The sequence below is a fragment of the Litchfieldella anticariensis FP35 = DSM 16096 genome, assembly GCF_000409775.1.
GTDB classification, from domain to species: Bacteria; Pseudomonadota; Gammaproteobacteria; order Pseudomonadales; family Halomonadaceae; genus Litchfieldella; species Litchfieldella anticariensis.
The window spans coordinates 1,180,891-1,199,864 of record NZ_KE332377.1; the positions used below are offsets into that span (position 1 = coordinate 1,180,891).

At 55.3% G+C, this 18,974-nt stretch carries 16 protein-coding genes; 8 read left to right on the forward strand and 8 right to left on the reverse strand.

Going from position 1 to position 18,974, the window contains the following annotated elements; all coding sequences use genetic code 11:
- Positions 1-46: 46 nt before the first annotated feature.
- The 4 genes from L861_RS05550 to L861_RS05565 form a co-directional block, all read right to left on the reverse strand.
- On the reverse strand, positions 47-667 hold the full coding sequence (locus tag L861_RS05550; protein ID WP_016415588.1) for a response regulator transcription factor: 621 nt from the start codon (positions 665-667) through the stop codon (positions 47-49).
- Complete coding sequence (locus L861_RS05555) at positions 667-2,097, reverse strand: HlyD family type I secretion periplasmic adaptor subunit (protein WP_016415589.1); 1,431 nt, start codon at positions 2,095-2,097, stop codon at positions 667-669. Before L861_RS05555 ends, L861_RS05550 begins: the two co-directional genes overlap by 1 nt.
- Positions 2,097-4,256: a type I secretion system permease/ATPase gene (locus tag L861_RS05560; RefSeq protein ID WP_051149302.1), complete on the reverse strand. Its 2,160-nt coding sequence runs from the start codon at positions 4,254-4,256 to the stop codon at positions 2,097-2,099. Before L861_RS05560 ends, L861_RS05555 begins: the two co-directional genes overlap by 1 nt.
- A gap of 77 nt (positions 4,257-4,333) precedes the next feature.
- A complete protein-coding gene (locus L861_RS05565; protein ID WP_016415591.1) occupies positions 4,334-6,172 on the reverse strand; it encodes a TolC family outer membrane protein in 1,839 nt (612 codons plus the stop codon).
- 396 nt (positions 6,173-6,568) lie between these two features.
- Here L861_RS05565 and L861_RS05570 point away from each other — a divergent pair, with 396 nt between their 5' ends.
- Positions 6,569-6,847, forward strand: a complete 279-nt coding sequence (locus tag L861_RS05570) for a hypothetical protein (protein WP_016415592.1) — start codon at positions 6,569-6,571, stop codon at positions 6,845-6,847.
- A 36-nt stretch (positions 6,848-6,883) separates the two neighbouring features.
- Positions 6,884-8,872 carry a PilX N-terminal domain-containing pilus assembly protein gene (locus L861_RS05575; protein ID WP_161629079.1) on the forward strand — a complete coding sequence of 663 codons (1,989 nt, stop codon included), beginning with the start codon at positions 6,884-6,886 and terminating at the stop codon, positions 8,870-8,872.
- Between the two features lie 33 nt (positions 8,873-8,905).
- On the opposite strand, the gene L861_RS25280 is transcribed toward L861_RS05575, so the two are convergent.
- Entirely contained in the window at positions 8,906-9,232 is a 327-nt protein-coding gene (locus L861_RS25280; RefSeq protein ID WP_081645797.1) for a pilin, read from the reverse strand.
- Positions 9,233-9,863: 631 nt separating this feature from the next.
- Between L861_RS25280 and pilB the strand changes: the two genes are divergently transcribed.
- From pilB to L861_RS05610, 6 genes are all read left to right on the forward strand, one after another.
- Positions 9,864-11,582 carry a type IV-A pilus assembly ATPase PilB gene (gene pilB, locus L861_RS05585; RefSeq protein WP_027948170.1) on the forward strand — a complete coding sequence of 573 codons (1,719 nt, stop codon included), beginning with the start codon at positions 9,864-9,866 and terminating at the stop codon, positions 11,580-11,582.
- An 84-nt stretch (positions 11,583-11,666) separates the two neighbouring features.
- Positions 11,667-12,899 carry a type II secretion system F family protein gene (locus L861_RS05590; RefSeq protein ID WP_016415596.1) on the forward strand — a complete coding sequence of 411 codons (1,233 nt, stop codon included), beginning with the start codon at positions 11,667-11,669 and terminating at the stop codon, positions 12,897-12,899.
- A 53-nt stretch (positions 12,900-12,952) separates the two neighbouring features.
- Positions 12,953-13,798 (forward strand): prepilin peptidase, encoded by an 846-nt coding sequence (locus tag L861_RS05595; protein ID WP_016415597.1) that lies wholly within the window; start codon positions 12,953-12,955, stop codon positions 13,796-13,798.
- Positions 13,795-14,412: a dephospho-CoA kinase gene (gene coaE, locus L861_RS05600; protein ID WP_016415598.1), complete on the forward strand. Its 618-nt coding sequence runs from the start codon at positions 13,795-13,797 to the stop codon at positions 14,410-14,412. Before L861_RS05595 ends, coaE begins: the two co-directional genes overlap by 4 nt.
- Before the next feature lie 42 nt (positions 14,413-14,454).
- Positions 14,455-14,685 (forward strand): DNA gyrase inhibitor YacG, encoded by a 231-nt coding sequence (gene yacG / locus L861_RS05605; RefSeq protein ID WP_016415599.1) that lies wholly within the window; start codon positions 14,455-14,457, stop codon positions 14,683-14,685.
- A 13-nt stretch (positions 14,686-14,698) separates the two neighbouring features.
- Positions 14,699-15,562 carry a hypothetical protein gene (locus tag L861_RS05610; protein ID WP_016415600.1) on the forward strand — a complete coding sequence of 288 codons (864 nt, stop codon included), beginning with the start codon at positions 14,699-14,701 and terminating at the stop codon, positions 15,560-15,562.
- A 165-nt stretch (positions 15,563-15,727) separates the two neighbouring features.
- On the opposite strand, the gene sthA is transcribed toward L861_RS05610, so the two are convergent.
- From sthA to nqrF, 3 genes are all read right to left on the reverse strand, one after another.
- Positions 15,728-17,119 carry a Si-specific NAD(P)(+) transhydrogenase gene (gene sthA, locus L861_RS05615; RefSeq protein ID WP_016415601.1) on the reverse strand — a complete coding sequence of 464 codons (1,392 nt, stop codon included), beginning with the start codon at positions 17,117-17,119 and terminating at the stop codon, positions 15,728-15,730.
- Positions 17,120-17,261: 142 nt separating this feature from the next.
- On the reverse strand, positions 17,262-17,522 hold the full coding sequence (nqrM, locus tag L861_RS05620) for a (Na+)-NQR maturation NqrM (RefSeq protein ID WP_016415602.1): 261 nt from the start codon (positions 17,520-17,522) through the stop codon (positions 17,262-17,264).
- A gap of 208 nt (positions 17,523-17,730) precedes the next feature.
- The gene (gene nqrF / locus L861_RS05625) at positions 17,731-18,963 is read right to left on the reverse strand and encodes an NADH:ubiquinone reductase (Na(+)-transporting) subunit F (protein ID WP_016415603.1); all 1,233 of its coding nucleotides are present in this window, start codon (positions 18,961-18,963) and stop codon (positions 17,731-17,733) included.
- Between the last annotated feature and the right edge of the window lie 11 nt (positions 18,964-18,974).

The following is an 18,974-nucleotide window of genomic DNA, read 5'->3' on the forward strand; positions in this document are numbered from 1 at the left end:
GGACATGGCAACATAGGATTAGCGACTTCAACTTCTCAGAAGGAGCCTAATCAGCATCCATCAGCGACGATTCAGACTGTGAGAGCATCAATACCAATTGCATGCGATCACGGACCTTGAGCTTACGGAATACCGCTCCCAAGTGAGCCTTGACGGTGCGGTCTGTGATATCCAGGATTCGGGCTACTTCCTTATTGCTTTTTCCAGAGGCCACCGCTAAAGCCACTGCTTTCTCACGCCCGGTGAGCAGCGCCAGCACATCTTCCCGCAAGGCGTTTTCGCCACCCAGAGCCTTGAAAGTCGAGCCCACCACCTGAGTCAGCAACTCGGGCCACAGCCAGATGCCTTGGTTTTCGGTGACAACGACGATTTGCTGCAGAAGCATCGCTGGAGACAACGCATGTGCATAGCCCCGCGCCCCAGCATTGAGCGCCTGAAAGGCTTCTTGTGAAGTTGGCGTGTAGGACAACACTACCAAGATCGCCCCCCGAGAACTGAGTGTCGTGGCCAATGTGGTCCACCCTTCGATGTTACTCATCACCCACACATGATCGCCATACGCTGCCTGAGCACGAGCCTGTTGAGCACTGCACATGCGTGCATCGCTAAAAGCCTCACGCCAGCGTGGAAGATCGTCGCGTCCTTGACTGACAAAGAAATGCGCCATCAACGCTCTCCCAGTGAATTGCTCCAGGCCCGAAGCACGGGCTTGAGCAGGAACTGCATCACGGTGCGCTTACCCGTCTTGATATCGACTTGCGCAGTCATGCCTGGAATGACGGCCAGATCGCTGCCGACTTCTCCTGCCTGCGTACGCACACGAACCAGATAGAAGGTATTGCCTTCCTCATCGGTAATGGTGTCAGCACTGATATGATCGAGTTCCGCTGCCAACCCGCCATAGATGGAATAGTCATACGCCGTGAGCTTGACGGTGGCCGACTGCCCAGGCCGCAGGAAGGCAATGTCTTGCGGAGCGATGCGCGCTTCGACCAGCAACTTGTCATCGCTGGGTACGATTTCCACCACCTCCTGACCTGGTTGAACGACTCCGCCCAGGGTATTGACATGCAAGCGCTGCACGGTACCGGCAACAGGTGACCGGATCTCGGCCATGCTGACCTTATCCTGCAAACCGATATTGCTCTCTTCGAGAGCTGCCAGTTGACCCAGTGTCTCGGAGAGCTCGTTACGCCATCGGTTCTGCATTTCCAGCGCGACCTCGCGAATCTTGCTCTGGGCCTCCTCCACCGCAGCTTGCAAACGCGAGACTTGGGCATCGGCCTGATTCAGCTCGCCTCTGGCACTGGAAACATCACGTTCCAGACGCAACACCTCGACTTCGGATACTGCACCGGACTCCAGCAACGGCCGGGTCAAACCAAGCTCCCGTGAGGCAAGGCTCAAGGTGCGGCTAGCCGAGTTCCGGCGTGCTTCGGCCTCACGTAACTCCTCGCGCCGCTGAACGAGCTGCTCGCGGGCGATCGCCCGTTGTTCTTCGAGTTCAGCCTTGCTGGTCGTGTAGAGATCCTGTTCGTGAGCTGCCAGACGGGGAGCCTGGTCGAGTACCTCGCGAGGCGGGACGAAGGGCTGATCGGCTGTCAGTGCTTTCAGCCTTTCGGCCTTGGCCTGGAGAGCCAATGATCGCGCCACCCCCTCTCGATAGGAGGAGACATAACGTGTCGGGTCGATACGCATCAGTATCTGTCCTGAGGAAACAAGTTGTCCCTCCTCGATCTCAATGCTTTCGACTACCCCACCGTCATAGGACTGAATGATCTTGGTCTGAGAGGAAGGTATGACCCGCCCCATTCCCTTGGTCACTTCGTCGATTTCAGCGAAATACGACCACACCCCCATGACAATGACGCCCAGCAACAGCGTGTAGATAAGAGCACGGGCACGAAGCGGGTCCTGCTGCATTCTCGCCCAGTCGGCATCGCTGGCCCAGTCACGGTCTAAGTGCGCCGCGGTAACCCGCCGCGCAAACAACCGATCGATCAAGGGTCGGAAAGGCTTACCGCCGCTGCGTGAAACGCGACCGATGGTCTCGAAACCTTGCTGCTCTGCAGTCTTGATCTTGGCCTGCTGGTTCATCAACCGGCCCTCCCGATCTGTCCACTGCGTAGGGCGGCAACCACCTTATCCTTGGGCCCATCGGCAACCACCTTGCCGGCATCGATCACCACGATACGATCGACCAGAGAAAGCAGTGAAGTGCGGTGGGTCACGATCACCAGGGTCTTGGCCTGAGCGAATTCGGTCAGATGTTTCTTGAAAGCCTCTTCACTGGTGTGATCCATGGCGCTGGAGGGCTCATCGAGCAGCAAGATTTGTGGATCATTGACCACGGCGCGAGCAATGGCCACCCCCTGACGCTGGCCGCCAGAGAGCATGTCACCACGCTCGCCAACCGGCAGATCAACACCACGTGGATGGCTATTGACGAGATCGTGCAACCCACCGATCTCCATCGCACGCAGCAAGGCGTCATCCTCGACTCCTTCACTGCCACCACCGGCCACCACGTTGTCGCGCAGCGAGCCGAAGAATAGGCTGACATCCTGGGGCACGTAACCGATATGCCGGCGCAGTTCGACCGGGTCGAACTGACGGATATCGACACCATCGACCATCACTGCCCCACTGGTCGGCTGGTAGAGCCCCAGCATCAGCTTGTTGAGCGTCGATTTACCTGAGCCTACCCGCCCTAGAAGCGCCACTTTCTCGCCTGCTTTTATCTTCAGCGAGATATCGCGCAAAGCATCGCGTTCTTCGTCCGGGTAGCGCAGCGTCAGCTTATTGAACTCGATCTCGCCCCGTATCACCGGTCGGCTGATCCACTGCTTGCCATCAGGGCGCTCCACCGGCTTGTCCATTACACCATTGAGCGATTCCAGCGCCGTTGAGGACTGGTGATACTGTGCCAACAGGGCGGCTGCCTGGCTGACCGGCGCCATTGCCCGCGAAGAAAGCAGATAGGCGGCAATCAAGCCACCTTGGCTAAGATCGCCTTCGATGATCAGGTAGACACCGACGACTATCACCGCGATCGCGACGGTATGCTGGGCCCACATCGCCACACTGGATACCGAGGAACTGACCAGACGCAACTGAGCCGAGGTTCGCGACAGGAAGGCGGTACTCTTTTCCCATATCCCTTGGAGCCGCCCTTCGGCACGCAGCGCCTTGACCGTTTCCAGATTCGACAGCGACTCGACCAAGCTGGCGTTGCGTTGCGCCCCGACACGCCACGTGGTCTCTGAAAGTTCATGCAGTTTACTCTGTGCTGCTAGGGCGTATAGCAGCACGAAGACGATCCCCACTCCGATGGGAATCGCCAACGGCACGCCAATCAGCGCAATGATGGCAACGAACAGCAACATGAAAGGCAAATCGGCCAACGCAACCACGGTTGCCGAGCCGATAAAGCTACGCACTGATTCAAATGACTGCAGGGTCGAAGCGAACGATCCGGTGGATGCCGGCCGCGCCTCCAGACGCATGCCCAACACTCGTGCCATGATCGATGACGACAGTTTGACGTCCGCCCGGCTGGCCGCCAGATCAACGAAGGCGTTGCGCATCAGTCGCAGTGCCAGGTCGAGACACAGCACCACGAAAATACCAACCGCCAGCACCCACAGGGTGTCTGTCGCCTGGTTGGGTACCACACGGTCGTAGACGTTCATCACGAATAGCGGCATTGCCACGGCGAACAGGTTGATCATCACCGAACCAACCAGTACATCACGATACAGGCGACGATTTTCTCGAACCACGCCCCAGAACCAGTGGCGCGCTTTCTGCTTCTTGACCTCCGCCCCTCGGGAATCGAAGCGGAACTTGGGGCGCGCGTAGATGGCCTGGCCGCTATAACGCCCTTGCAGTTCATCCAGGCCAATCTCGACTACTGCCTCGCCCAACTCCGGATAGACCACCTGGACGCAGTGTGCCTTGATATCCAGTGACACCAGCACGCAAGCATGTCCCGGCTCCAGCAGCACCACCACCGGGAATAGTGCTGGATTCAATTGCACCAGCCGGCTGCGCACATGCCGTGCCGTCAATCCGGCGCGGTCCGCAGCACGCGCAAATAGGCCCGGCGTCAAGCGCCCTTCTTCGAGGGGCAGGCCCGCGATCAGAGCATCACGATTAGTACCATGATCATGGGCACGGGCCACGATCTGCAGGCATTCCAGCAACTCATCGCCTTCAGGTACATGCACCTGATCACTCAGGTGCGTCTCGTGCAGATAGCTGGCGTCGGTGGTCACGACTGCTCCCTTCTCACCGTTACGGGCCCGTTATTATGTCTATCGGTCACGGCAAGTCATTCATTAATTTTTTCCAACGTGACTTCGACACGACGGTTCTGGCTGCGCCCTTCAACGGTAGCGTTGCTGGCTACTGGATTGCGCGACCCATAGCCTCGAGACTCGAGCAGATCGCGACGCACACCCTGCGAGGCCAGATAATCAGCTACATTAGCGGCACGCTGCGCAGAAAGCGGATCATTGATGGCATCGGTACCGGTGCTGTCGGCATGCCCGGCGATGAAAACCCGACGCAGATCGTCACGCCCCCGAATCTCGGCAGCCAACGAATCCAGCGTGCTTTGGGCCTGCGGGTTCAACCAGGCACTACCGGTGGCAAACAAGGCATCAGCGGACAAGGTCACATCAGGAGCTCGGGTAGGTGCAGGGGGCAGAGCCGATGACGCCCGCAGATCGGCAGTAAGCTCTTCCAGCGTGAAGCTGGCAGGCGCCTGTGTGGGGCAAATGGCCTCAGGTTCTATCTTGACGCCATCACTTCCCAGTTCCGCAAGACTCGGCATGTCCTCGCGAGCCACCCCAAGAGCTGACAACAACTGACCCATGGCTGCCAAGGTACGTGCCTCGGCAATCGATACGTCGTATTGAGCATTGACATAGGCGCGGCTGGCTTCGAAGTATTCGTTCTCGCTATCGAGCACGTCGAGCAGGGTACGCTGACCGATATCGAATTGTTGCTGATAAGCACCACGCACGCGATCAATGTACTGGCGGTGGTCATTCAGGTACTGCATCTGCTCACGTAATCGTTGAGCATCGTGGTAGGCGATCTGCGTCGTCTGGCGTAGATCGACACACTCCTTGTCACGCAAATCCATGGCCTGATCTAGCAAGTTACTGGCGCGACGGAACGACGCCAAATCGCTGCCACCCCGATAGAGATTCATGGTGGCCACCAACTCGGCCACATGCTGATCGCTGCGACCGGTGATATCACTCTGATTGTTGGTGCCGGTGCGTGCACGGAACTCCAGTCGAGGATGGAAGCCTGAACGAGTACCGTCCCGTTCAGCGCGAGACGACTCGATGTTCTCGATTGCCGCATGGAAATTGGGATTGCCTTGATAGGCCAGATTGACAGCCTCTGCTACTGAGGCTGGTAACCGCTCGTCCAGTGCCGGTGCCGGTGGCAGGTTCTCCGCTGGCAATTCTCCAACTAAACGCTGGTAGCGGGCGCTGACGTCGTGCAGGTTCGATGCTTCGGTCAACAAATTGGACTCCGCCAACGCCAGGCGACCACTGATTTGCTCTAAATCGACACGACGCCCGGCCCCGCTACGAACACGTTCTTCAATCTGATTATATACACGCAAATGCTTGGCGTAGTTTTCCCTAGCCAATTCCACCAGCTCTCTGTAGCGACGCACATCCTGATAGGCGCGAGCCGCTTCCAGCGCCACTTCTTCGCTGGCGCCCAGCAACTCGTAGTAACGCACCAGCTTCGCCCGGTCGAGACGTTCGACCTCATTGCGAGTAGCAAAGCCATCGTAAATCATCTGGGTCAGCGTCAATTCGGTGAAATCGGTATCGTAACTTCCACGCCCGTCACCCTCGCGGTCCTCGATACCAGCACCAGCGCTGACATCGATAGACGGCAAGTACCCGCCACGTGCCACATCAACCTCGTTCATGGCCGCACGAAACCCGTTCCAGGCCGCTTGGACTTCCGGGTTCGTCGCGACTGCACGTTGTACGACGCTCTGCAGGTCGCTCGTACCGGTTTCCTGAGCCGATGCCACGGGTACGGAAGCCACCATCAACACGGAAAGCAGTAGCGAAGACCTGCCCAGCCCCCTTCGTTGGCGCGAGACACGGTGAATAGCATAAGACAATAGCATGATGGCCCTCTCCCTTGCGTACGATCCTTACATGGGTGTATCAGACGCCCACCGGGCTGCCTGATGTTCTCTTCGTTAGTTATCGGCAGGCAGACGTGAAAACTGGATGGTTCGTCAGCCTAACAGGCGAGCCCAGACAGTCTTTCGTCCTAACGCCGCCTCCCCTTTGTAATTAATAGTAACTGTATTGTTAATTTTGTCTACTGCATTTGTGCAGATATGACATAAGCAATTGTCGATAGGTTTTGTAAGCCATGTCTTACATGGCGTAAGCGAAACGCTCTGTTTCACTTCCTCGGCATCGTGACTCTCTCTACCACTGCCAGCTGTGCTATCGTCGCGCACATGCGCCAGAGCCTTGCTTGCCTGGGCGCGGAATCACACCAGGAGTCAGCCATGTCCGCATCAGAAATCCAAAAAACCAGAGTTATCAATGAGCTACGAGGATTCATAAAGAAACTACTGCAGGATCCACAGATTCTTGAACAGTCATTGGAGATTGCCAGAAAACATCTAAGCAACGGCGACAAGGGCGCCATGGCCAAGATCGCCAGTGAGATTTCCGATACCACTAGCGTGCACATTTCCGAGGACCCAGCCGAGCACTCTGAAGCCGACAAGCTCTATCTGGAGGTATTGAAGGAGGTCATCGACGAGGAACAAGCACTATATTGAACGATGCTCCGCCCCTCTTCGTGTGAAATCGGACGCATGATGCCCGATATCGCCGATGTCGTCAGCAGAAAACACCGTGATCGAGATATGGCATCTCGCCACAGTCTCATTACTGGATGCCGCTGCTCGGCAATGGGGTTTCCATCACCCCTTGTATCGCCAGTTGTGACAAGTTGCAGCACATTGTACGGCGGGCGGCGAGACCATGGAGCCGCCCTGGTCGTTGCATTGATTCTTCTTATCGTTACCACACTGTTGGCGCTCAGTGCATATCAGTCCTCCTTGTCCAGTGAACGAGTGGCAGGCAACTACCGCGAGTATGTGCTGGCTTTGAATGAGGCGGAGGCGGGAGTCGCCGATTTCTTTCGGGCGTTACAAGCCCCCGACACATCGGGTTTCACTTTTGAGGATCTGACCGGCGATGATGCCCTGGCTGCGTTGATCGAGGCCGCCACCCAAGCCACCCAGCGCATTGAGGATGCTAACGATGGAGACAGGGAGCACGCGCTCCGAAAAGCCAATGCGGCGTTCGAGGTAGCCAACGTCGCCTGGGAGCCTGGCTCCCTGCATGGAGGGCCAGGAAGCTACCGCTGGCAGCTCAGTGCCTACCATCCTAGCCAGACTGATGCCAGTGATAGCAATTTGTCCGGCAGTGGCTTCTGGCTAACCAGTGAGGGGCGTTTCGGCCAGAGAGGCCATCAAGCTAGACGCACGGTACGCGTACTTTTCACTATCCCGGGAGCCACTAGCTTTCCCTTTGAGGGAGTCATGACCTGCGAAGGTATGACGATATCCGGTAGCGGTATCATCGACAGTTACGACTCTCTTGCAGGTTCTTACGGAATCAATGATAACAGCCGTGGCAATATGGTACTGATCGCGAGTCAAGTGTCAGACATGCCCGTGACCCTAGCGGGTAGCGCACCGGTATTCGGACACGTAAAAGCATCAGGAGACGTGGCTGCAACGGGATCAGCGCCAGTTATCGGCGATATCATGGCCAACGGCGATGTCGATATTCGCGGTGAGGACTGGTGGTACGAAGAACGGCAGGAAAATGGCCGGGTCTTTGGCAACATCCAAGCAACCGGTAATGTGATCGCCAATGGCACCACGCATGGCAATGTAGAGTCCAATGAACGCATCGAACTCAACTGGGGTTCGAAAGTCAGGGGCAATGTTACCGCCGACGAGATCGATCCCCCCTACAGTTCCAATCTGGATGACGTTATCAGCGGTACCCACCGGGAAGTCGTCGGTGGAGCAGCGATTGCACCTTTATCTTCGGTGGCCACAGCAGCAGAATGCGACACGTTGAATGTCGACGACTGGATAACGAGGGAGGAGTTCACTGACATCGCCTCCTCCGGCACATTATTGCTTGATGGCAGAGAACGGAATGTCGTGCTTTCCTCCAATGGCTTACACGACCCTAATGGGCCCCTGGACGTCACGGTCGAACGGAAGGAAATCGACGGGCAAACTGCCCATATCGCCAGATTCGACAGCTTTTCTCTGGAAGGCAATGTACGTTTTGTCATTGGAACTACCGATCGACCAGTGGATATGATCATGGTAATCGATAGGGAAACCAACATTGGCGGCGGGGGCTTCATTATCAGCAAGGGCAGTACCCTACGCATCGTGACCAGCGGCCAGTTCAATTTGGGCAGTGGCATCACAGTTAGCGATGAAAAACCCACCAAACGAGTCAACGATAAAACCGTTCCTATCTTCTCCGTCGTGTCCAATTATCGCGATTCACTGGATCAAGAAAATAGCAAGAGTGGTGTTCTAATTGGAGGTGCTTCGGCTTTTTTTGGCCAGGTAATCGCGCCCTACTCGAAAGTGGATATTCACGGCAGCGGCGACATGTTCGGCTCTATCAACGCTCGCAAGGCAGAAATCTCAGGCGCTGGAGGTTTTCACTATGATGAAAATTTCAGCAACCTTCCAGGCTTCGAAGGTAACGATGATCCAGGCATACCTCAACTCAAAAGGGTAATGGAGCTAGTATCACCCTAACTTTTTCACAAAGCCCTTGTAATAGACATCATCTTAAATACTACCAATATCGATTGACGCACCAATAGGAACTGAAACTTGAATATTATCCCTCTCGGCTGTTGCCCCTTCGAGCTCAGTACCTGTCTCATTGACACCAGGAGCGGGATCATCTCGGCATGCTGACCACCTGTAGTCGTCCAAATCTCCTTGAACGGAAAGTACAGTTCTTGCTGCGGCAAGTTCTTGCTTACATGCAGCTTCAGCAGCACTATCCTGATAATTCGTATATTGCGGAATCGCAATGACAGACAAAACCCCGATGATTGCCACCACGATCAGCAACTCGATCAGAGTGAAGCCAGTCTGAGCCTCTTTCATACTCCCTCTCACCCCACCGTCCTCTTCATGGCTCGTTCCCGTCCGGCCCATAGCGCCATAGAATGCCACACTGAACTCTTTTCAGTACCTCGCCTGATCATGAACCGTATAGTCACTGCGTTTCGTTTACTATCAATTCACCACATAGGCTTACGATCAGAGTACCAAGGCTTCCGCCTTAGGCCTAGTCATACACCGGAAACGTATGAGCTTGCTTCAATCGAATTTGTTTTCTTTCAACGCCGCCAGCAGGAAAGTTAGCTAGCTGCGACACAACAATCTCTTAACCAGAAACTAACAATGACACAAAAACACACTTTTTAACATTACGACGATACCAAGAGCAGGCTAACTAGCTTCTCATTCTTGTACGAGAGGCAAAAGGGGAAAAAGGCGTTGAAAATCTGATATGCATCATGTAACGACGGATTACTTACTACGGCATAATGCCGCTAGAATACAAATAATAAAGAAGCCTGCCCCTACATCGGAATAAACATTGAGCAGGACCTACCAGGGAACATACATCATGCATGACGCCACGCCACCAGTGGGCTCACGCGGGGTCGAGACATCAACTATCACCGCCCGTGACTCGTTGCACCATGGGGAAGCAGGTTCTTCGCTAACCATGACTGCTAACCGGGCCGTACCGCGTGGCTTGTCACGACGCTTGGTGTCCGAGGGGGCTCTATCCGAACCTGCTGCCTGTCGTGCTGAGATCGAGGCCCACGAAGCAGACGTATCGCTGATGCAGCATGTGGTGGAAAGCGGGCTGGTAACTGCCCGCCAGGCGGCATTCGCCGCTGCCTGGGAGTACGGCTTGCCGCTCATTGATTTAGACGCACTCAAACTCGACGGCCTGCCACCTGCCAGCGAGCTTCCTGAAAAGGTGCTACGCAAGCTATCAGCGATGCCGCTGTATCGTGATGAGCATCATCTCACCGTGGCCATTCCCTACCCTTCGACCCTGGCAATGCTTGACGAGCTACAGTTCGCTACTGGCCTGTTGGTGGAAGGTGTGCTGGCCCCTACTGATCAACTCGCACCGGCCCTGGAAAATTACCTCTCCCACACTGACAGCGCCTTCATGCTAGATGAGATAGAAGACGCCACCGATGTTTTTGGAGAGCTGGAGTTCGACGAATACGCCCCTGAAGACTCCACCGCCATTATCGCCGGTAACGACGATGCGCCAGTAATACGTTTCGTTAACAAGATCCTGCTTGACGGTATTCGTCGCGGAGCTTCAGACATCCATTTCGAACCTTACGAAACCAGTTTCCGCATTCGCTTTCGTATCGATGGAATGCTACTGGAAGTGGCGAGGCCACCATTCGGGATGCGTGCCCGCATTACAGCACGGCTGAAGGTCATGGCCCGTCTGGACATCTCGGAGCGCCGTCTCCCACAGGACGGTGCCATCCAGCTGCGCTTGTCGAAGAATCGCTCTATAGACTTCCGTGTTAACTCATTGCCTACTGTATACGGAGAAAAAATCGTACTACGCATTCTGGATCCTGCATCAGCCCAGATGGGTATCGATACGTTGGGACTCACCCCGGAACAACAATGCATGTACGAGGAAGTCCTGAACTATCCGCAAGGCATGATTCTGGTAACTGGCCCCACTGGGAGCGGCAAGACAGTAACACTTTATACCGGGATCAATATCCTCAACACCACCGAGCGCAATATATCCACCGCCGAAGACCCGGTAGAACTCAAGGTGCCGGGAGTCAACCAGGTTAATGTGCACCCTCAGATCGGCCTTGATTTTGCAAGTGCCCTACGCGCATTCCTGCGCCAGGATCCAGACGTGGTGATGGTTGGCGAGATTCGCGACCTGGAAACCGCCGAAATCGCCGTCAAAGCCTCGCAGACGGGTCATCTAGTGCTCTCAACCGTACATACCAATTCTGCAGCAGAGACCCTGACACGACTACAGAACATGGGCGTTGCACCATTCAATATCGCCAGTTCCATATCTTTGATCATCGCCCAACGTCTGGCACGCAAGCTGTGCCCGCATTGCCGTCAACGAGTGGAAATTCCCCGCGAGACGTTACTCGCGGAGGGCCTTATCGAAGAGGATATCGACCAGGCAACGATCTACCAACCGATAGGCTGCAGCCAATGCACGTTGGGCTACAAGGGACGGGTGGGTATTTACGAGGTGGTCCCAATCAGCGACGCCATGAGCCAGTTGATCATGCGCCAAGGCAATGCCTTGGAACTAGCTGCCCAAGCACGTCATGAGGGGCATCCCGATCTGCGCCGCAGCGGTCTTATGAAAGTATTGCAAGGCGTAACCAGCCTTGAGGAGATCAATCGGGTCACCAAAGATTGACGAATCGGAGGATGCAGCACGCTGCACTCCCATGACAACAGAAGCAACAACATAAAATGACGTCAACAAGACGTAGGGAAAAATATGGCGACACAGCAGATGAGAGCGCCACAGCGGATCAAGCTATACCGCTGGCGCTGGGCTGGCAAAGGGCCCAATGGTCATAGAGTCAGCGGCGAGATTGTCGCTGGCCACAAGACAGAGGTGGAGCGCGAATTGTCGGGCCAGAATATCGCGGTCAAGTCGATTCGACGTCGAAGTGGATTGACCGGTGGTGTAGGAAAGATCAAGCCCCGTGACATCATGCTGTTTGCCCGCCAAATGGCAACCATGATCCGCGCTGGAGTACCTGTATTGCAAGCCTTCGCCGTAGTGGCCGACAGTCTCAAAAAGCCAGCTATGAGCGCTTTGGTACAGGAATTGATGAACGAGGTGGCTGCAGGCTCCAGTTTCTCTGATGCACTGCGCAGGCATCCACAACACTTCGACCGCTTATTCACCAACATGGTCGGTGCAGGTGAGCAATCTGGCTCGCTGGATCGCATGCTAGAGCGGGTAGCAAGTCACAAGGAAAAGATCGAGTCACTCAAGGGACGTGTCAAAAAGGCACTTTATTACCCTGCAGCAGTGGTAGCCGTGGGCGTTGGTGTCACAGTGTTATTGCTGACCAAGGTAATACCGCAATTCGAGAGCTTGTTTCATGGCTTTGGTGCTGAGCTACCTGCCATGACACAGATGACCCTTGCCATGTCTGATTTCACCCAACGCTACTGGCTGTGGGGTATCGGACTGTTAGTAGCCATGGTGTTAATCGTGCGCCATGGCGTCCAGCATTCCGAAGCCTTCGCCTATCGTATGCATGCCTTGTCACTAAAAATTCCGGTAGTCGGTGACATTCTCGACAAGTCTTCGGTGGCACGCTATTCGCGCACCCTGGCCACGACGTTTGGTGCAGGGGTGCCGCTGGTTGAATCGCTGGAAACTGCAGCGGGAGCCTGCAGCAACAAGGTCCATGAGCGAGCCATCCAACAAATTCGCGAGAACGTCGCCGCTGGACAGCAATTGCACTTCGCCATGCGACTGACCGGACAATTTCCGGCGCTGGCAGTGCAGATGGTTAGCATCGGCGAGGAATCCGGGGCATTGGATGCCATGCTCAATCGCGTGGCCGATTACTATGAAGAGGAGGTCGACAATAAAGTTGACGCCCTGACCTCTCTGCTGGAACCCTTTATTATCGTGGTACTCGGGGTACTGGTGGGTGGTTTGGTAGTGTCCATGTATTTGCCGATCTTTGAACTCGGTACGGCCCTATAAGGTGCCGCCGGGGTCAAACTATTTGATGTTGGATTGGAGCTGTTTATTTGTTCATGGATATCTCTCCCTCACTGCTCTGGCCGTTGGCCGCTGTTTTTGGGCTATGTCTGGGCAGCTTTCTCAACGTCGTGATTACGCGTCTGCCGGTGATGCTGATGTACGGCTGGCGGGCCGAAGCACGTGAAGCCCTGGAACTGGAAGCGGAAGAGCTTCCCCGCTTCAATCTGCTTAGCCCACCATCGCAATGCCCCCGCTGCGGAACACCAATCGCCTGGCACGACAATATTCCCTTGCTGGGCTATCTGAAGCGACGCGGTCGCTGCGCCACTTGCGGGAAGCGCATCAGCCCTCAATATCCTCTGATCGAGTTGGCAGGAGGAGCACTGACACTGGCAGTGGTAGCGATCCATGGGGCAAACCTCGCCTCACTATTCTTGATTGGTGCCTGCCTCTCATTACTGGTCCTTGCCGTTATCGATTTTCGTACCCAGTTGTTACCCGATGTGGTTACCCTGCCGCTACTCTGGACAGGACTGCTCTATCACCTGTTGTTCCAGCCACTGATGCTGCAGAGTGCAGTAATCGGTGCCATGGCCGGCTACTTGGTACTGTGGGGGTTTTACTGGTTATTCAAACTCGTGACCGGTAAGGAAGGCATGGGTTACGGCGATTTCAAGCTAATGGCAGCATTAGGAGCTTGGTTAGGCTGGCAGAATCTGCCACTCCTACTACTGCTGTCGGCCGGTGTTGGTGCCTTGGTCGGAGTAACTGCACAACTTGCCATGCCGCGCTTGCGTGGTACTCCCATGCCATTCGGCCCTTTCCTGGCCATGGCTGGCTGGATTGCCTTGCTCACCGGCACGCCGTTAATAGCCTGGTATCAAGGAGTATTGTCATGAAAAGTCGGCTTACCATTGGGGTGACTGGAGGTATCGCTTCAGGCAAGTCGACCGTAGCGCGCGCCTTTGCCGCACACGGCATTCCCTGGGTGGATGCTGATGATGTGGCTCGTGAGGTCGTCGAGCCCGGCGAACCAGCACTGGCCGAGATCACTGCACGCTACGGCAACAAGGTACTCACCAAGGATGGTCGCCTCAACCGCCGTGCTCTGCGAGAGATCGTCTTTCGTGACAGTACTGAACGGCACTGGCTGGAATCGGTAACTCATCCAAGGATACGTCAGCGCCTGTTGGGATGCCTGCAACGCATGCGAGCCAGTGCGGCCCCCTATCACCTGCTGATTTCCCCTTTACTATTCGAATCCGGACAGCATGAACTGGCGGACCGGACACTAGCGATCGATATCCCCGAAAGCCTACAGATCTCACGTACTACCAGCCGCGACGATGTCGATGAAGCGCAGGCACGTGCTATTATCGCTGCTCAAATGTCTCGCAGTGAACGCCTGGCACGCGCTGATGACATCATCGACAATAGCGGTGATCCTCAGGCACTGGAGCGTCAGGTCGCCGAACTGGATCGCAAATATCGGGCATTGTGCGAAGAAGCGTAATTCGGCATCCTTATCGATACGCTTTCAACCTGTCGAATCATCATGAATCAAGAACAGTCATCCCGCCCCTTGGAAGTGGCATGCCCTCAATGCCATGCCAAAGTGTTGTGGATCGAAGAGAACCTCTATCGTCCTTTCTGCTCCAAACGCTGCAAGCTGCTAGACTTGGGCGCTTGGGCAGACGAATCGCATCGGATTGCAGGTGAATCCGCTATGGACGAGACCGATATCGATGAGATGATCCTACGTGCCGAACGTGGACAGCAAGAGTGAAGCGTCTATTGCCATGAAGCCCGCCTATCGGCTGTTGGCAGAACTGGAAGCCACCTTCGACGACACCATCGAGTGCATTGAAGCCCTAGTGGCCTGCTACCGACAGCATCCTAGAGCAGCCTGGGCTCTACACAGCCCAACTCCAAATGCTGACTGGCTACGAGCCGCACTACTGGATTTCTGGTACCAGGATGGGCAAGACGGGCGTGTAACGCGCAGCTACGTGGGGCTGATCGCCGCTGACGAGGATTTACTCGAGCACGTCACCAGAGTCAATGCGGCCAAGACGAATTTTGCCGACATTTTGGCGCGGATTCGGCAGGAAGCTGCAACGCTCATTCCCGAACTCAAGGCAGTGCTGCCTTTCCGTCACCCTGCACTGCATACTCACTTACGGGGCCAAGGGTTGGCAAGACTGCACCTGAAGCAGTGCTGGCGAACCCTGCCCGTCGCCGATGCCCCGCTTTCCCGGGCACGCCTGGCGTGGTACTCCAGCGGCCGGTCGATCAAGAAGCTCTCAGTACATGATGCTGAGAAGAAACTATTGGCGTTGGATCAAGACGCTCCCCATATCCGTATTCAACTTCAGCGCCTAGCGGGTATTCCGGATAGAGAACCGCTGGCTCAGGTGCAGAAGCAAGCGCCACTGATGCGTGCCAACCTGTTCTTTCGCGAACCGCTCGTCGATGGCCGCTTGCGCCGGGCAATGAATGTGGCATTGCCGTTGTTCATCCCCAGTCATAATGGGCAGCTGCCTGATCACAACACTCCACCACCTTTCCCCAACGACAAGCGTACCCGTGCCAAACGCAGTGATGAGCGTCTGGAAGATGAGGTATTTCTGCCAAGCCTGCGCGTATATCGGTACAAGAACTAAAGAAGGAAGAAGGAAGAAGGAAGAAGGAAGAAGGAAGAAGGAAGAAGGAAGAACAGTGTGAGGGTATTAATGCACTAGCTACAAGGGGTTTTCTTCCCTCTTCAAGGCACGAAGTGCCGTCTTATGTCTTCTCTCTTGCAAGCGCGTAGCGCCGATCTTTCCTTTTCAAAACAACCGATTCAGGCCATTTTGTGTGGCGACACGATACGCTTCGGCCATGGTCGGATAGTTGAAGGTGGTATGAATGAAATATTTGAGGGTATTGGCTTCACCCTGCTGCTGCATGATCGCCTGACCGATATGCACGATCTCCGAGGCTTGGTCACCGAAGCAATGGATGCCCAGAATTTCCAGGGTGTCACGGTGGAAGAGGATCTTCAGCATGCCTACGGTATCACCAGTAATCTGAGCGCGAGCAGTATCCTTGAAGAAGGCCTGAGCTACCTCATAGGGCACCTTGGCCTCGGTGAGTTCGCGCTCATTCTTGCCGACGGAACTAATCTCGGGGATGGTGTAAATACCAGTCGGGACATCATCGACAAAGCGGAACTCATCATCGACCAAATCATCACTGGCATTCTTGCCTTGATCATAAGCTGCGCTGGCCAGACTGGGCCAACCGATCACATCGCCCACGGCATAGATATGCGGGATATCGGTGCGATAGTGGTCATCAATCTGCAACTGTCCACGACCATTGGCCTCAAGGCCAATATTCTCCAACCCCAGATTATCCGTATTACCGGTACGACCGTTAGCCCACAAAAAAGCATCGGCACGCAGACGCTTGCCGGACTTGAGGTGTACCACCACCCCGGACTCATCGCCTTCTACACGCTCGTAATCCTCATTGTGCCGAATCAGCACACCATGCTGGCGAAGGTGATAAGACAAAGCATCGCTGATTTCGTCATCGAGAAATGACAATAGCCGATCACGGGTATCAATCAGATCGACTTTGACCCCCAGTCCGGAGAAGATCGAAGCATATTCACTACCGATCACGCCGGCACCGAAGATGATCAAAGTTCGCGGAGTGTGGGATAGCCCTAGAATAGTATCAGAGCAGTAAATACGTGGATGGCGAAAGTTGATATCACCCGGGCGATAGGGACGTGAGCCAGTGGCGATGACGATCTTCTGTGCGGTAAGTTCCTCGACTCCTTCGTGATTGTCTCGCACGATCAAGGTGTGCTCGTCCTTGAAACGTGCTACACCAAAGAACAGGTCGATGCGATTGCGGGAATAGAACTTGGTACGCATCTCCACCTGTTGGTCGATGGTTACCCGCGAGCGTTCGAGGACCTTGGGAAAGGAAAACCAGCGTGGCTCGCCAATATCGCGGAACATGCGGTTAGTGTTGAACTGCATGATCTGCTTGACTTGGTGGCGAAGTGCCTTGGAAGGAATAGTGCCCCAGTGCGTACAGTTACCGCCCACGGCTTGCTGCTTCTCTATCACGGCCACACGCTTGCCATGCTTGGCGGCGTTGATCGCTGCACTTTCCCCTGCCGGACCTGTTCCGATCACCACCACGTCGTAGTTATGGACTGCCATCAGTCTTTGATGCTCCCTCGCTCGTCCCTTCGAAAACTTCTCTCCACCCTACGAAGACTGACCGTGTTCATTTCCCGTCAATAGCGGCTACAGCCGCTCCAACAGCTATCGCGCCAAATTCGACGGCAACCGCCAACCACGATCATCTCCGCGTGGCATCATAACCTAAATCGGCACCGCGGTTCTCATCGCTACGGCGGCGCGTACTGCTTTGGCTACGCTTGCGATTTTCTTCTTCGCATATCTCGTCTTTGCCACCGCACACTTCACAGCCTTCTTTCAAGCCGAGATTATTGAGGCCGCCACACGAACCTGCGATGGGCTTGCGGCCCATGATGATGCCAATCGCCATGGCCCCTACGATCAGCAGCATGAAACCCAGCACCAACAGCCAGATCGTCATCCCGATGCCTCCTTCATTCCCCTTTACAGCATTCGACAGGAAGATTGCACCAATGTTTTGTTTTGCTTGGCATTTGGTTCTTTCTACCAGTCCACCTTGCATGGCGGCGGTGCAATGACAACCGGCATGCAAGGGTGACCGCGACGTGAAGTGATCGGGGCCGACCCACATAGGTCGACCCCGATGACTGCCTACAGCTGTGCCGATATCAGCCGCCGAAATCGTCCAGCATGATATTTTCGGGCTCGACCCCTAAGTCCAGCAGCATCTTGATCACTGAAGCATTCATCATGGGAGGCCCACACATGTAGTACTCGCAGTCCTCCGGTGCGGGGTGATCCTTGAGGTAGTTCTCATAAAGAACATTATGGATAAAGCCGGTGGGGCCTTCCCAATTGTCCTCCGGTAACGGATCGGAAAGCGCCAAGTGCCACTCGAAATTATCGAACTCTTCGGCAAGCTGATCGTACTCGTCGTTATAGAACGTTTCGCGCCAGGAACGCGCACCGTACCAGAACGACATCTTGCGATTAGTCTTGATCCGTTTGAGCTGGTCGAAGATATGGCTACGCATTGGCGCCATACCGGCACCACCACCGATGAACACCATCTCGGCGTCAGTGTCCTTGGCAAAGAACTCGCCAAAGGGTCCCATCACCGTGACCTTGTCACCCGGCTTCAGATTGAAGACATAGGTCGACATGAGGCCAGGTGGGTGATTGGTACCAGGAGGTGGTGTGGCGATACGGATATTGAACTTGAGAATACCCTTCTCTTCAGGATAGTTCGCCATGGAATAGGCGCGGATGACCTCTTCATCATTCTTGTGGGAGATCTTGAACAGGTCGAATTTCTCCCAGTCGCCGCGATATTCCTCCTCGACATCGAAGTCTGAGAACTTGACATCGTAAGGAGGAGCCACGAGCTGCACATAACCGCCGGCACGGAAGTCGACATTCTCCCCTTCCGGAAGCTTGAGGTTGAGCTCCTTGATGAAGGTGGCGACATTGGGGTTAGAGACGACCTCACACTCCCATTTCTTGACGCCAAAGACTTCTTCAGGCACTTCGATCTTCATGTCCTGCTTGACCGGCACCTGGCAAGACAGACGCCAACCATCCTTCTTCTCACGCAGAGTGAAGGCCGATTCCTCGGTGGGTAGAATGGCACCGCCTCCCTCTTCTACACGGCATTTGCATTGAGCACAGGAGCCGCCGCCGCCACAAGCGGAAGAGAGAAAAATGCCATTCGCGGCCAGGGTCTGCAGCAACTTGCCACCAGCCTGAGTGGTCACGGTGTTTTCGGGGTCACCATTGATTTCGATGGAGACGTCCCCGCTGCTGACGAGCTTGCTACGCGCGGCCAGAATCACCAGCGTCAATGCAATGACGATAACGGTGAACATGATCACGCCGAGCAAGATGACATTTGTATCAACCATGTCGGGTTCCT